Consider the following 13,072-nt stretch of genomic DNA (forward strand, 5'->3'; position numbering starts at 1 on the left):
GCGCCGCGCGGACGCGGAGGCCTCAGGAGGAGACAGAGTCGGCATGAGGATCTTGCACACGATGCTGCGGGTCGGCGATCTCGAGCGCTCGATCGGCTTCTACAGGGACGTGCTCGGGATGGAGCTCCTGTCGCGGCAGGACTACCCCGAGGGCAAGTTCACGCTGTGCTTCCTCGGCTACGGGAGGAACCCGGAGCACGCGGAGCTCGAGCTCACGCACAACTGGGGCGTCGAGAAATACGAGCTCGGCACGGCGTACGGCCACATCGCGCTCGGCGTGGACGACATCCACGCGGCCTGCGACCGCATCCGCGCCGCGGGCGGGAAGATCACGCGCGAGCCGGGCCCGATGAAGCACGGCAAGACGGTGATCGCGTTCGTCGAGGATCCGGACGGCTACAAGGTCGAGCTCATCGAGGAGTCGAGCCGGAACCGGTGACCCGGGGGGCGGGGGCGCGGAGGTGACGGAGGGCTGGACGGCCGCTCCGCTTCCTCCGCGCGTCGCGTCGCCGCGTCGCGCGGTGCCGCGACGCGCGCGAGGGTCAGGCGTTGGCGACGGGCTCCGCGTCGTTCGCCGGCTCGGCCGACGAGAGCGCGCCGTCGGCGGCCGCCGAGCCCTCCTCGTCGGCGGGCAGCTTCGCCGGCGCCTCGGAGGAAGCGCCGGCCGCGGCCGCGGCGGCGGCCTTCTCGGCGTTCGGGCGGCGGCCGCGCGGCTTCTGCAGGAGCGACGGGGCCAGGTCGCCGTCGCCGCCCTCGTGCCAGCGCAGGTAGGCGACGGCGCGGCGGCACTCCTCGTAGGCCTTGGCGACCAGGGAGATCGCGCGGGCGCGGCGATCGGCGGCGTCGGTGATCTTCGGCGCCGCGGACGAGCCCTTGCCGGGCCTCGCCGCGAGCGCGGCGAGCAGGCGCACGCCGAGGTCCGCGGCGCGCTCGAGCTCCGCGTCCTCGACCGCTGTCTTCGCGCGGACCTTGTCCCAGGAGCCGCGGAAGAGCTCGGCGAGGGCGATGAGATCGCTCGCGAGATCCGTGTGGCCCTTGCCCTTGCGGATGTCGGCGACGCGCTGCTTGTCGAGCAGGTTGCGGTAAGCGAGGGCCTCGGCCGCGACGAGGAGCCCCTCGCGCAGCGTGCCCGCCTCCTCGGTGAGCTTCTTCGCGTCGAGCTCGGTCGCGGGCGTGCTGTAGAGGAGGTCGGCGTACCAGGCCGCGAGGGCGTAGTCCTCGAGCTCATCCAGCATGTCGATCGGGTGGTGCGGGAGATCGCGGACGATCTCGTCGCGGAGCTCGCGCAGGTGGGGCAGGGCGGAGAGCACGGAGCTCACGGCCCTGGGGACCTCGACGTAGACGGTCACGAGGTCCTCGGGGCCGAGCTCGAGGAGCTTCGGCTCAACGCGGCCGTACGCCGCGAGCGCGGCGGCAGGCGAGGACGGGAGAACGGGAGCAGGTGCTGCTTTCGGGGGTCGCGCCATACAGGTGTCTCCAGCGGAGGGCGCGCACACTGCCAGACGGAGGCGCGAAGGGAAAGGGGTGCGTGCGACGACGGTCCACGAGCCTCCCCGCCCGGCACCGCCGCGCCTCGTCCGCCGCGGCCTGCGCGGCATGGCGGCGCCGCTGCGCGGGACGGCGGCGCGCCGGCGCGCGGGATCGTTGCCGTGCCGCGGCGAGGAGGAGGTAAGGTCGCGCGCGGAGGAATCATGTACGCGATTGCGATCATTCGTTACCGGCGGCCGCTCGACGAGGTGCTGAAGGTCGTCGACGAGCACCGCGCCTACCTGAAGCGGCTCCTCGATCAGGGCACGCTGCTCGCGTCAGGACCGTTCGATCCCCGCCACGGCGGCGCGCTCCTGCTCCGGGTCCCGGACGAGGCGGTCGTGGCGACGCTGGATCAGATCCGGGACAGCGACCCCTTCACGCAGAAGGGGGTGGCGCAGTACGAGCTCCTGCCGTGGGCGCCGGTGCTCGGCAAGGAGGAGCTCGACAAGGTCTTCTCCCGGCCGGCATGAAGGGGATCGCCGCGCCGGCGATCCCGATCCCGTCACGCCGGCCTCCCCGGGGCGCCGCTACGGCGCCCCGAACGCGAGCACGCCCGCGTCGTCCGTTGTGTGGGCCCTGCCCGGCGTGACGCGGACCTCCAGGCTCGCGCCCCGGGGGGCGACGACGACGTCGTAGCCGGCCCTCGGCTGCAGGCCGGTGATCACGTGCCGGCGCGTCGAGGCGGGCACCTGATAGGACAGCGGCGCCAGGCTGGCCTGCGGGCCCGAGCTGGCCTGCAGCGTCGAGCGGAAGAGGACGGCCCGGCCGGCCACCAGCGCGCCCTCGAAGCCGGCGCCCTGGCCGCCCTCGATCCGCACGGCCGCGTCCATGGTCGCGCCGGCGTCCGCGCCTTGCAGCACGTGGAGGAAGCGGACGTCCGCGGGGCCGGCGGGGTCCTCGACGACGAGGCGGTGGGTCGTCGGCTCCATCTGCGCGCGGTCGTCGACGTCCTCGACCGGCGCGGCCTTCATGGTGGCGTTCCGCGGCAGGAGGCTCTGGACGAACAGCTTCTGCCCTCGCGGGGTGACGGCGCTGGCCGTCCGGCCCGCGATCTGCGGCGCCGCTGTCGTCATCAGGTTGAACCGCTTGAACCGGCCGGCGGTGCGCGACGCGGCGCGGTCGTAGACGACGACGTGATCGGGCTCCAGCCACACGATCGACCGGCTCGCGTGGACGATGTCGCGCGCGACGTCCGCGGGCACCCAGGCGTTCTGGCGGGTGTTGTAGAGATCCGTCGCGATCCCCTCCGCGAACACGTACCCCGCGCCCCGGCTCATGCGCGCCGTCGGATCGCCGGCGGCGCGCCCCTCGCGCCACTGGCCGCCGCGCGCGACGATCTCCTTCTCGTACCAGCGAATCTGCGACGGCTTGTCGTTCTGGAGCGACAGCGTGTTGTGGTAGTCGACCGCGGCCCCGATGAGGTTGTTCGAGTAGCTCGTGTGCTCCTTGGTCAGCCACTCTCCCTTCCGGTAGAGCTCGAACTGGTTGCAGTCGCCGAGCTGGTGATTGATGGTGACCCAGCCGCACCGCCAGGTGAACCACGTCGCGCTCTTCGTCCAGTCCGTGCGCGCGAGGACGGCGCCGCGGCCCGGCGCCCGCTCGAAGAAGGCGGTGGGCATCGCGGGGCGAGGGTCCTGCGGGAGCGGCGCGGCCGGGTCGAAGAGCATGAAGCTCAGGATGGCGCGGCTCGGGGTGGGCGAGCCCCAGACCTTCGACGTGCGCGCGTAGAGCTGGGGCGCGCCGCCCTCGAACGCGTTGGCCACGATCCAGCGCGACCGCTGGAGTCGCGCTGTGTTGCCCGTGAGCTGGTCGTAGACGCCCAGCGAGCCGAACACCTCGGTGAAGCGCGGCTCGACCCAGAGGCGCAGGGTGTCGCCGTAGTTCGCCGCCTCGTAGACGGGGCCGAGATCGCTCCTCGACGGGTACGTGGTCGGGGCCGGCGCGATCGAGTGCAGGAACCCGTCCGTGAACCGGTCCCAGTACCCGCTGCCCAGCAGCCCGACCTGCGGACCTGCGAGCGCGCGCGTGGCGTGACCTGACGTGTGGAGCGCGAGGAGCGCCTGGTGGAGGCTCGCGAGGCCGCCGCCGTAGAGGAAGCCCTCCACGGGCAGGCCGCCGCTGGCCACCCCGAGCCCGTCGGGCGGGACCCCGAGCGCCTTGGCCGCGATCTCGGGGGCCTCGAAGATGGAGAAGGCCTGGTAGAGCCAGGCGCCTGTCGCGTTCGCGCGGTAGCTGCGCAGCGTGTTGCCGAGCGCCTCCGGCGGGGCGCTCGGATCGATCGGGCGGTCGTCCGCGTCGTCGAGCGCGAGCGACATCAGCGTGACCTGGCGCAGGTGGCCGAGATAGAAGTTGTTCGCCGCCCACCGGAGCTGGAGCGGATCGCGGAGCAGGGCCCGATCGTTCATGACGCCGATCGGGTGGGGGTGCTCGTTGCCCGCCGTGGCGGCCTTGAGGTTGTCGTCGATCCACCGGAGGAAGACCTGCCGTACCTTGGCCTTGTCGCCGGCGGTGAGGACGGGACGGCCGCCCGCGTCCGTCGCGCCGTAGATCCAGTCCACCGTGAGCGGGAAACCTTCACCCCACCAGCGCGAGCGATCGCCGGTCGCGAACCCGGCGCCGCGGAACGGCTTTCCGTCGGCGCGTCCCTTGCTCGCCTCCTCGATCGCGTACATCAGCAGGTTGCGCGCCCTGACAGCGTGCGTCGGCCGCGCCGCGACGTCCGGATCGATGAGCGACATGAAGGCGAAGAACTCCGCATACGCCTCGGTCGGATACTGCACGTAGGCGTTGGTGCCGCCGTCTGGCCATGTCGGGTTGGGGCGGCCATTCGGGTAGAAGCGGGCCTCGTACGCCGCGATCGCGCCCTGGAGCGCGGGCAGCATGGCCTCCTTGTACATGCGGTTGCGGCTGTCGGCCGCCCAGCCGCGCAGCCTGGGGAGGTGGTCTTTCGTGAGCCAGAGTCGCGGGTGACCGGTGACGGGCGCTGCGTCGGCGCGCGTCGCCGCTCCGACAAGGCACAAGGAGAGCACCGCGGTGAGGAGGATGGTTTGAATCGGTCGCATGCTGTCTCTCGTTGTTGCTCGGCGTGGACAGCCACGCCGGCCGACGTGGGTCGACGTCGGCCGACGCGGATTAGCACGCATCGTGCCGAGCGCATGCGGGCGCCGCGCGTCCCCCGGAAAGCGCCCTGCGTCCACGGCAGAGCGCGCCGACGGCGTCGGTTTCCTGCGCGGGGGCGCGACGCGCTCGACGCGGCGCATAACGCTCGACGAGCCTGGCGCGGCCGCGCGCTGGGCGACGGTGCTCGCCGGCGCGACACAGGGAAAGCGCGGTCATGCCGTCGAAATTCGAGTGCGATTCAAGCGCAGGACCAGAGACAGCGACGCGACGCGGCGCGTCCGTCTCCACAGACGGGGCGTGTGAAGCGTATGAAGCGTGTGAAGCGTGTGAAAAACGCTCTGTCATAAAGGAGGGGAAGACGCGATTCTGTCACACACCGAAGCGAAGCCGCCGCTATACTCGGAGAAGATGGGAGCGCTCCCCAGCATGCTTGCGCCAGACTTCGCCCCGTTCCTGGGCGACCCGCGGATCCTCGGCGAGGGCAACCTCGTGAAAGGCACCCTGATCAGCGCCCGCGCCCTGGCCTTGAGGCAGAACTATGGCGAGCGGGTCGTGGCGGAGCTGAGCCGTCGGGTCTCGCCGCAGGCGGCCCGCTACCTCGATGATCCGCCGATGCCCTCGACCTGGAACGACCTGGGGCCGCTCATCGAGCTCGACTGCGCGCTCCTGAACGGGCTGTTTGCCGGCAGGATGGAGAAGATGCGCCACTTCGGCGCGGACATCGCCCGGAACGATCTGACGACCGTCTACAAGACGATGGTGGGCTCGCCGTCGCTGCTCTTCAAGCGCTTTGGCCTCGTGTACAGGACGTATTTCAAATACGGCGACTTCACCGTGAAGGCGACCAGCGATGTCGCGGGGACGGCCACGCTCATGGGCGGCGGTCTGCCGCTCTACATGTGCAGCCAGGGGATCTCGGGCTGGATCGAGGCGGGCCTCGCGCTCTCGGGCAGCCGGCGCATCGCGGTCGAGCACACGGCGTGCAGGCACCGGGGGTCGCCGCGGTGCACCTGGTCGATCGCCTGGGGTTGAATCGCCGCGCGAGCGCGTCGACAGCGGACGCGCCGCTCGCGCCCAGGCCTACGCGGCGACCCGCAGCGCTGGCCCGAACGCCGCCCGCGCGAGCACCCGCCGCAGCGCCTCGGCGCTCTCCTCCCACGACGGCGGCGCCGCCTCGACGAACGCGCGCTCGTCCCAGGTCCGCGCGAGCGCCTCGCGGAGCGCCTCGCGGAGCGCGCCGGCGTCGCGCGGCGGCACGAGCAGGCCGGTGCGGCCGGACTCCACCACATCCGGGATGCCCCCCACGCTCGTCGCCACCACGGGCCGCGCGGAGGCGAGCGCCTCGAGCACGACGTTCGGGGTGCCCTCCGCCCAGCTCGGCAGCGCCAGCAGGTCGGTCGCGGCGAGGTAGCGCGCGACCTCGGCGAGCGGCCGCGCCCCGGCCACGATGATCCGCCCGCGCCCGTCGCGCCCGTCGCTCGCCCGGCGCGCGCGCTCGCGCCGCGCCGAGGCCTGCTCGACAGCGATCCGCACCGGGCCATCGCCGACGACGACGAGGTGGACCGGCTCGGCCCCCCCGCCGTCCCCGCCGAGCGCCTCGAAGGCGCGCAGCAGCTCGTGGATGCCCTTCTCCCGGCTGACGTGCCCGACGAACGTCACAACGCGCCCGCGCTCCGGGAGCCCGAGCTCGCGCCGGGCCGCGCGCCGGTCGGCCGGGCGGAAGAGCGCGCGGTCGACCCCGTTCCGGACGAGGACAGCGCGCTCCTCCGGGGCGCCGAGCGCCACGAGCGCCTCGACCATCGGCCGGCTCACGCCGATGGAGTACGCGGCGGACCGGAGCGCGCCGCCGACGAGCGGGCGCACCGAGCGCCAGCGGGCGACGACGTTCACGTCCGTGCCGTGGGCCTTCACCGCGTAGGGCAGGCCGAGCATCCTGGCGAGCAGCCCCGCGGCGCAGGCGTCGGGGTAGAGCCATGCGCCCAGCACCACGTCGAACCGCCCGCGCAGCCGCGGCACGTGCGGCAGGAGCCCCGCCAGGTAGAGCGGCGCGTTCACGGGCGCCAGCACGCGGCCCGCCCCCGGGAGGTACGGCGCGCGCGCGTGGACCACCGGGACCCCGTCGATCTCGTCGCGCGCGGGCACCGCCGCGAGGCGCCCGGGGCGCGTGCGCTCGCCGAGGAGCGACACGCCCGGGTGGTACGGGATCGCCGCGAGCACCTCCACCGCGCAGCGGCGCGACAGCGCCGCGAGCTGCTGCCGCTGGAACGCGCACGACAGCGGCTCAACCCGGTTCGGAAAGATGCGCGTCACCCAGAGAACGCGCAGCGGCCTCGTCCTGCGTTCCTCGTCCATGCCATCACCTCCACACCAGACATTTCCAGTGTGAGAAACATCACTTGGTTCTCGGCCGCCCCCAGCGGGAGAGAGGTGGACTCCGGGGTACGTCCCGCCCTGTGCGCGCACGTCCCCGCTTCCCGAGCTGTCGCCGAGATCCGGCCTCGCCCGCGCGGGAGCGTCCCTGGTGCCGCGGCCGGCGCAGCGTCGGGCCGCAGGCTGCGTGCCGAGGTCAGATTTGTGATGTTGCAAACATCATCGAGCGTGGGAGGCTCCGGGGGCCGGGCGCGCTGCCGGGGAGGGGAGGGCGACGCAGCGGGTCGCTCCGTGCCGCGGGCCCTGCCGCTCGGCAGAGAGGGGGCGCGTGTTCTGGTTCGTCTTGCCGATGTGGGACTCCGACGTGACGGCGCGGGCGGCGGTGGAGCAGAGCGTGGCGTCGAACGTCAGGGACGTGGGCACGGGCGCGCTGATGGCGGGTGTCCAGGGATCGGTCGAGGGCTCGCTTCGAGGCGCCGTGTCGCGCTATGGCTTCGGCCTCGACGGGAGCTATGAGCGGGTCTTTCAGGTCTCGCTCGGCTCGGCCCGCGCCGCGCCGTCCGACAGCGCCTCGGCGCGGCTCGGCGGGGGAGCGGGCTGGGCGATCTCGCCGGTCGCGGATCTCTCGATGGCGGCGGCCGGCTACCTCGCGACGCGGCTCGGCGTGCGCGCTGACGATGCGCTCGCGGCGCGCGATCCGTTCCTGTTCGGCAATCGCCTGCAATACACGCTCTCCGGCGGACCGGCCCTGTCCATCACAACGTCGCGGCGCGCCGCGGTGCGCGTCGGGGCCGGCTACGAGCAGGCGGGCGCGCTCTCGGGCGACGACCCGGCCGCTGTCGGGGTCGACGCGCACACGGGGCGCGCCGAGGTGCGCACCTCGATCGATGTCGGCCCGCTCGACACGCTGACACCCGAGCTCCGGTACGAGGTCACGCAGTATTACCATGCGCTGCTCGACACCGAGCTCACCCGCGGCGCGGCGCGCGTCCACGCGGGCGCGGCGCTGCTCTCCGAGTCCCACGAGCTCACGCGGAACCTCTCGACGCGCGTCTCCGGCGGCGTCACCGTCGCGAGCCCGCCGCCCGTGCTGGCGTCGCGCGACGCGGTGATCGCGCCCACGGCGCGGGCCGGGCTCACCTACGTGGCCGAGCGCTACCGGCTGACGGCGGGGTATGCGTACGCGTACACGTCGCTCGGGCCGAGGATCGGGTTCGGGCACGAGCACGAGGCGTCCGTCGAAGCGAGCTTCCGGCCCCTGCGGGGGGGCGCGACCCGCGACATCGTCGTGACAGGCGTCGCCCGCCTCTCGTCCGGCAGCGCCCCCGTCGCCGCGAGCCCGCCGCTCCACCTCGCCCCCGGCTCGCCGGCGCCGTCCAGGGAAGGGTCGCTGTCCACGATCACGGCGCTCGCCGGCGCGGAGATCGCCTATCCGCTGACGCGCGCGCGCGGGATCGCGCTGCGCGGCGGCGTCGATCTGGAGTACGTCCGCGCAGCGCTCGATCCGGCGCCGCGCGCAGGCGAGGCCGGCGGCTCGCTCAGGAGCATCGTGAGCGCCGGGATCTCGGGGACGCTGTCGACGGACCGGCACCGGACCCTGCGCCGCGATCCCGACGGCGCCTGGGACGACGAGCGCCGCCAGGCGATGATCCAGGGGATGCCGTCCGGCCGCTGGCAGGCGCCAGAGCCGGGCCGCGACCGCGACGACAGCGGCGGCGTCGCCGGCGAGGCGTCGGACGAGCCGCCGCTCGCGCGCCCCGAGCGAGCCAGCGCGCCCGCGCGCTCCGCGCAGGGCGAAGCGCCGCCGCCAGGCGCCCGGCCATAACCCCTCTCCGCTCGCCACGCGAGGCGCCCTCCGTCCAGGAGCGACGCGCCCGCCGCACGGCGACTCATTGCGAGGCCTGAGCTGCGCTGCGGGATCGACGCACGCAGTCCGTCGGTGGCGTCCCGGCGCCGCGACTCGCCACGACGCTTGTCCGTGACAGCCCGCACATAACCGGCGCGGCCGGCGGCGACCGCGCCGATTTCGCCGCGTCCGGCGCCGCGCGCTGCGGTCCAGTCCGCCGACATGAAACGAGATTCGTCGGAGGCATCTGGCGTTGTGCTCCGGCCTGCTCTAATGTGGGCTCAACTACAACCGTGTGTGCCCCGTCAGAGGCGATGCGCCGTGACGCGCGACCGCCTGGGGCCGACGAGGGGAGGGACGATGCTGGAGCTGTTCCGGTCGCCACGCCGGGCCATGGTGTGGTTTGTCGAGGCCAGCCTGCTGTCGCTTCTGGTGTGCTGCGCGCCGGGCGTGCTCGTGGGCTGGGAGCACGCGCTCGATGGAGAGCGCTTCGGGCGGACGCTGAGCATCTCGCTCGTCGCGCTGACGTCGCTTTATTATCACGGCGTCTACGGGCCCGAGCCGCTGAGGGCGCGCGCGCTGTTCCTGACCACGTTCCGGGCGCTCGGCGTGGCGGCGGCCGTGCTGTGGCTCGCGTTCTGGATCGTGCCGGACGTGGAGGTGGGCGACCGGGTGCTCCTGATATCGCTCGGGGCGGCGGCGCTCGTGCTCCCGGCGTGGCGCGCGGCGTGCAGCCGGGTGCTGAGGAGCGAGAGCTTCTGCAAGCTCGCCGTCGTGCTCGGCTCGGGCGAGCTCGCCCGCTCGTGCGCGGGCCTCATCCAGAAGGACGGCGAGATCCTCGGGCTGCGGCTCGCGGGCCGGCTCGTCCGCGACGAGGAGCCGATCGACGCGCCCGACGTCGCGGGGAGATATCGAGATCTCCGGCGCCTCGTCGATCAGCGCGGCGTGGCGACCGTGATCGTGGCGACCTCCGACCGTCGCGCCGCCCTCCCGCTCGAGGAGCTGCTCGAGCTGAAGTTCCGCGGCGTCGAGATCGAGGAGGGCATCGACTTCTACGAGCGCGTGACCGGCAAGATCTTCGTGCGCGAGCTGAAGCCGAGCCAGATCATCTTCGCTCACGGGTTCGGCGTGCGGCGGCGGACGCTCGTCGCCAAGCGGATCTTCGACGTCGTGTGCGCTGCCGCGGGGCTCGCGCTGGCGGTGCCGCTGATGGCGCTCACGGCGATCGCGGTGAAGCTCGACTCCAGCGGTCCTGCGCTCTACTCGCAGATCCGGACAGGCGCCCTCGGGCGGCCGTTCAGGATCCACAAATTCCGATCGATGAGGACCGACGCCGAGAAGAACGGGGCCGCGTGGGCCGTCGAGAACGATCCGCGCGTGACCCGGGTGGGGCGGTTCATCCGGAAGACGCGGCTCGACGAGCTGCCGCAGCTCTGGAACGTGCTCGTCGGAGAGATGAGCATGGTGGGGCCGAGGCCCGAGCGCCCCGAGTTCATCGAGGCGCTCGAGAAGCAGATTCCCTTCTTCCGGCAGCGGCTCTGCGTGAAGCCGGGAGTGACGGGACATGCGCAGGTGCGATGCCGTTACGGCGCGTCCGCCGAGGACGCGCTGGAGAAGCTCCAGTACGATCTCTATTACATGAAGAGCTTCTCGCTCTGGTTCGACATCTCCATCCTCATCGACACCGTGAAGGTCGTGCTCTGGCGTATCGGCGCCCGGTGAGCGAGCGAAGCGCTCCGCGGAGCTCCACCGCGCGTGCAATGGCTGCGCTCTTTGCTGCCGAGCCCGGTGGCGCGGCGTCTGCAGAGAGCGCCCCCCGGGGCGGCGGTGGTCGGCCTCCGGGGGGATCAGCGATGAAGACGCGGATGAGGGCGAGCCTCGTGAGCTCGATGTTTCTGGTCCTGGGCTGCGCGGAGCTGGACCCGACGCCGGCAGAGAGCGTCGCTGTCGCGGAGGGCAGCGTGAACGGCTCGACCTTCCGGTTCATCGAAGGCGGGTCCGTGCCCTACGTGCTCGGCTTCTCGCCCGAGACCGGCCAGATCCTCGGCGGCTCCCACCAGCTCCTCCTCCCGACGAACGGCGGCCGCGAGGCGATCGACGGCGCGAACTCGCCCTCGTTCCTGCACCCCGATCTCCAGGGATCCATGCTCCAGCTCGACACGACGCTCCGCCAAGGCGAGGCGCAGACGAGCGCGTTCGCCTCCAACTGGTGGCCGCAGCGACAGAACGGCATCGCCGATCGCTGGAATTCGCTGAACAAGAACTACTCCGACCGGACCTCCGACCCGGACAACCTCTCTCCGGTCGAGAAATACGACCTCCTCGTCCATCCGGCGCAGCCCGAGTCGCTCGGGAGCATCGCCACGTGGAGCATGGACGACCTCAGGAGGCCCCAGTACCTGCGCAACCCGCCGTACATCCAGCCCGCGGTGGTCGTGGCCGGCCCGGCGACGCGCTGGGAGCTGCAGCACCACGGGCTCTACCAGGGCGTCTATCCGGAGTACTGGTGGGGGCACTGCAACGGGTGGTCGGCCTACGTCGCCGCCGAGGGCGCCGGACCACGCCGCGACGTCCGGGTGAAGCTCGTCAACGACAAGGTGACCGAGTGCGCCGCGGCGGAGACCGACTGCGTGCTCTTCCGCATGGCGGACATCGAGGCGCTGATGAGCGAGGTCTACTTCAGCGACACAGTGACCTTCTCGGGGCGCCGCTGCGAGACGCGGGCCGACCGCACGATGCGCGACGTCTACGGCAGGCCCATCGACCCGGCCTGCCGCGATCTCAACCCCGCCACGATGCACGTCGCCATAACCGGGCTGCTCGGGGTCGGCGCGAAGCCGCTCAACGGCGCGTCGACCGAGCGACAGCGGCTCATGTTCGTCGTCGACCACACCTGGGACGTGGAGGTGTGGAGCTTCCCCGTGAAGCAGTTCTCGATCGACGTCATCGAGGAGGTGAACGTGATGGAGGCCGCGCGGCTCCTGTGCGGCGGCGCGTACCACGGCGCCGACTGCTTCAATTACAGGTTCAACCCGAACGCGCGGCGCTTCGTCCGCGTGGCGGGGCGGTTCTGGATGATCTCCGACTCGGTCACCGGCGACACGCTCCGCCTCCCGCCCGATCAGCGCAACGTGCCGCTCTCCGTATCGGAGCTGCACTACGTGCTCGAGCTCGACGATAACCTCACGATCCTCGGCGGCGAGTGGATCAAGAACCCGTCGATCCTCAACGGGGTCAACGGCAAGGAGCTGCACCCGGATTACGTCTGGATGCCGATCCGCGCCCAGGGCGCGGGCGAGGACGAGGACGATCTCGGGGGCACCGAGGACAACCCCTATATCTCGTACAAGAAGGTGAAGGCGCTGCTCACGCTCGCGCAGCGCGGCGACTGAGGCCCGGCGCGCTCACAGCACGCGGGAGATGTCGAGGATCTGCCGCGCGCCCTGCGGGGGCGTCACGAAGAGCTGCAGCGCGATCTCGAAGCGCGGCCCCTGGAAGTACCCGACCCGGATCCGGTGCTTCCCCGGCTGGAGCACCACGGCGCCCTGCGCGCTCTCCGGAGGGTGCCGGCCGTCGTTCTCGATCACCAGGTGATCGTCGATGAACAGCCTGGAGCCGTCGTCGGAGAGCAGCTCGAACTGGTGCGCTCCGCTGCGCGCGGTCACGAACTCTCCCTCGTACGCGAGCTGGAACCACTCGTTGCGGCCGCCGGGCACGCCCGGGAAGCCGCTCTCCCAGGAGCGCGGCGTGATGTCGAGGCGCGACGTGTAGAGCACCGCGACCGGGCGCAGAGACGCTGTGTTCAGCAGGTGCGACGTGCCGCTCGGCACGAAGTACACGAGGCCGCGCAGCGCGTTCACCCCCGCGGTCAAGGGCCCGCCGAAGTCCGTCGCCTGCCCGACCACGACGACCCCCGGCGGCGCGGCGGGCGCCGTGTCGATCGTGATCACCGCGCCGCTCACGAGCACCGGCCCGGCCTGCTGCGTCTGCGTCTGCGTGACGGCGCAGCGCCCGACGAGCACCACGGCGCCCAGCGTGACCACCACGAGGCACACCGCCACGGCCTTCACCGCGACCGGCGTCGCCTTCCAGAAGACAAGAAACCTGCCCATTGAAGAACTCGCTGTCCCGGCGGCCAGCTCAGCCGCTCGGCGGCTATGCACGCGGAGATCGCGTGAATTGTCAAGGAGAAGCGTCGCGAGCGCG

Annotated in this window: 10 protein-coding genes; 6 read left to right on the plus strand and 4 right to left on the minus strand. The window is 72.3% G+C overall.

Annotated elements, in window-relative coordinates:
* Positions 1-43: 43 nt before the first annotated feature.
* Positions 44-439, plus strand: coding sequence for a lactoylglutathione lyase (gloA, locus tag WMF42_RS17990; protein WP_061607477.1), 396 nt, complete (start codon positions 44-46; stop codon positions 437-439).
* Positions 440-542: 103 nt separating this feature from the next.
* Here the strand turns inward: gloA and WMF42_RS17995 are convergent, their stop codons facing one another.
* On the minus strand, positions 543-1,466 hold the full coding sequence (locus tag WMF42_RS17995; protein ID WP_061607478.1) for a hypothetical protein: 924 nt from the start codon (positions 1,464-1,466) through the stop codon (positions 543-545).
* A 225-nt stretch (positions 1,467-1,691) separates the two neighbouring features.
* Between WMF42_RS17995 and WMF42_RS18000 the strand changes: the two genes are divergently transcribed.
* The gene (locus WMF42_RS18000) at positions 1,692-2,000 is read left to right on the plus strand and encodes a YciI family protein (protein WP_061607479.1); all 309 of its coding nucleotides are present in this window, start codon (positions 1,692-1,694) and stop codon (positions 1,998-2,000) included.
* A 57-nt stretch (positions 2,001-2,057) separates the two neighbouring features.
* Here WMF42_RS18000 and WMF42_RS18005 read toward each other — a convergent pair whose 3' ends face one another.
* On the minus strand, positions 2,058-4,592 hold the full coding sequence (locus tag WMF42_RS18005; RefSeq protein WP_437693327.1) for a hypothetical protein: 2,535 nt from the start codon (positions 4,590-4,592) through the stop codon (positions 2,058-2,060).
* Positions 4,593-5,058: 466 nt separating this feature from the next.
* Here WMF42_RS18005 and WMF42_RS18010 point away from each other — a divergent pair, with 466 nt between their 5' ends.
* The gene (locus WMF42_RS18010; protein ID WP_061607480.1) at positions 5,059-5,682 is read left to right on the plus strand and encodes a hypothetical protein; all 624 of its coding nucleotides are present in this window, start codon (positions 5,059-5,061) and stop codon (positions 5,680-5,682) included.
* 48 nt (positions 5,683-5,730) lie between these two features.
* Here WMF42_RS18010 and WMF42_RS18015 read toward each other — a convergent pair whose 3' ends face one another.
* The gene (locus WMF42_RS18015) at positions 5,731-7,002 is read right to left on the minus strand and encodes a glycosyltransferase family 4 protein (RefSeq protein ID WP_437693328.1); all 1,272 of its coding nucleotides are present in this window, start codon (positions 7,000-7,002) and stop codon (positions 5,731-5,733) included.
* Positions 7,003-7,348: 346 nt separating this feature from the next.
* On the opposite strand from WMF42_RS18015, the gene WMF42_RS18020 reads away from it, so the two are divergent.
* From WMF42_RS18020 to WMF42_RS18030, 3 genes are all read left to right on the plus strand, one after another.
* Positions 7,349-8,845 (plus strand): hypothetical protein, encoded by a 1,497-nt coding sequence (locus WMF42_RS18020; RefSeq protein ID WP_233561341.1) that lies wholly within the window; start codon positions 7,349-7,351, stop codon positions 8,843-8,845.
* Between the two features lie 381 nt (positions 8,846-9,226).
* Complete coding sequence (locus WMF42_RS18025; protein ID WP_061607482.1) at positions 9,227-10,588, plus strand: TIGR03013 family XrtA/PEP-CTERM system glycosyltransferase; 1,362 nt, start codon at positions 9,227-9,229, stop codon at positions 10,586-10,588.
* A gap of 131 nt (positions 10,589-10,719) precedes the next feature.
* The gene (locus tag WMF42_RS18030; RefSeq protein ID WP_437693329.1) at positions 10,720-12,258 is read left to right on the plus strand and encodes a hypothetical protein; all 1,539 of its coding nucleotides are present in this window, start codon (positions 10,720-10,722) and stop codon (positions 12,256-12,258) included.
* A 12-nt stretch (positions 12,259-12,270) separates the two neighbouring features.
* On the opposite strand, the gene WMF42_RS18035 is transcribed toward WMF42_RS18030, so the two are convergent.
* Positions 12,271-12,978: a PA14 domain-containing protein gene (locus WMF42_RS18035; RefSeq protein WP_061607484.1), complete on the minus strand. Its 708-nt coding sequence runs from the start codon at positions 12,976-12,978 to the stop codon at positions 12,271-12,273.
* Between the last annotated feature and the right edge of the window lie 94 nt (positions 12,979-13,072).

It is taken from the genome of Sorangium sp. So ce176, assembly GCF_051519835.1.
Classification (GTDB): domain Bacteria; phylum Myxococcota_A; class Polyangia; order Polyangiales; family Polyangiaceae; genus Sorangium; species Sorangium cellulosum_G.

Coding starts and splice junctions, on each gene's coding strand:
- gloA (WP_061607477.1), top strand. CDS start 44: ATGAGGATCTTGCACACGATGCTGCGGGTCGGCGATCTCGAGCGCTCG.
- WMF42_RS17995 (WP_061607478.1), bottom strand. CDS start 1,466: ATGGCGCGACCCCCGAAAGCAGCACCTGCTCCCGTTCTCCCGTCCTCG.
- WMF42_RS18000 (WP_061607479.1), top strand. CDS start 1,692: ATGTACGCGATTGCGATCATTCGTTACCGGCGGCCGCTCGACGAGGTG.
- WMF42_RS18005 (WP_437693327.1), bottom strand. CDS start 4,592: ATGCGACCGATTCAAACCATCCTCCTCACCGCGGTGCTCTCCTTGTGC.
- WMF42_RS18010 (WP_061607480.1), top strand. CDS start 5,059: ATGGGAGCGCTCCCCAGCATGCTTGCGCCAGACTTCGCCCCGTTCCTG.
- WMF42_RS18015 (WP_437693328.1), bottom strand. CDS start 7,002: ATGGACGAGGAACGCAGGACGAGGCCGCTGCGCGTTCTCTGGGTGACG.
- WMF42_RS18025 (WP_061607482.1), top strand. CDS start 9,227: ATGCTGGAGCTGTTCCGGTCGCCACGCCGGGCCATGGTGTGGTTTGTC.
- WMF42_RS18030 (WP_437693329.1), top strand. CDS start 10,720: ATGAAGACGCGGATGAGGGCGAGCCTCGTGAGCTCGATGTTTCTGGTC.
- WMF42_RS18035 (WP_061607484.1), bottom strand. CDS start 12,978: ATGGGCAGGTTTCTTGTCTTCTGGAAGGCGACGCCGGTCGCGGTGAAG.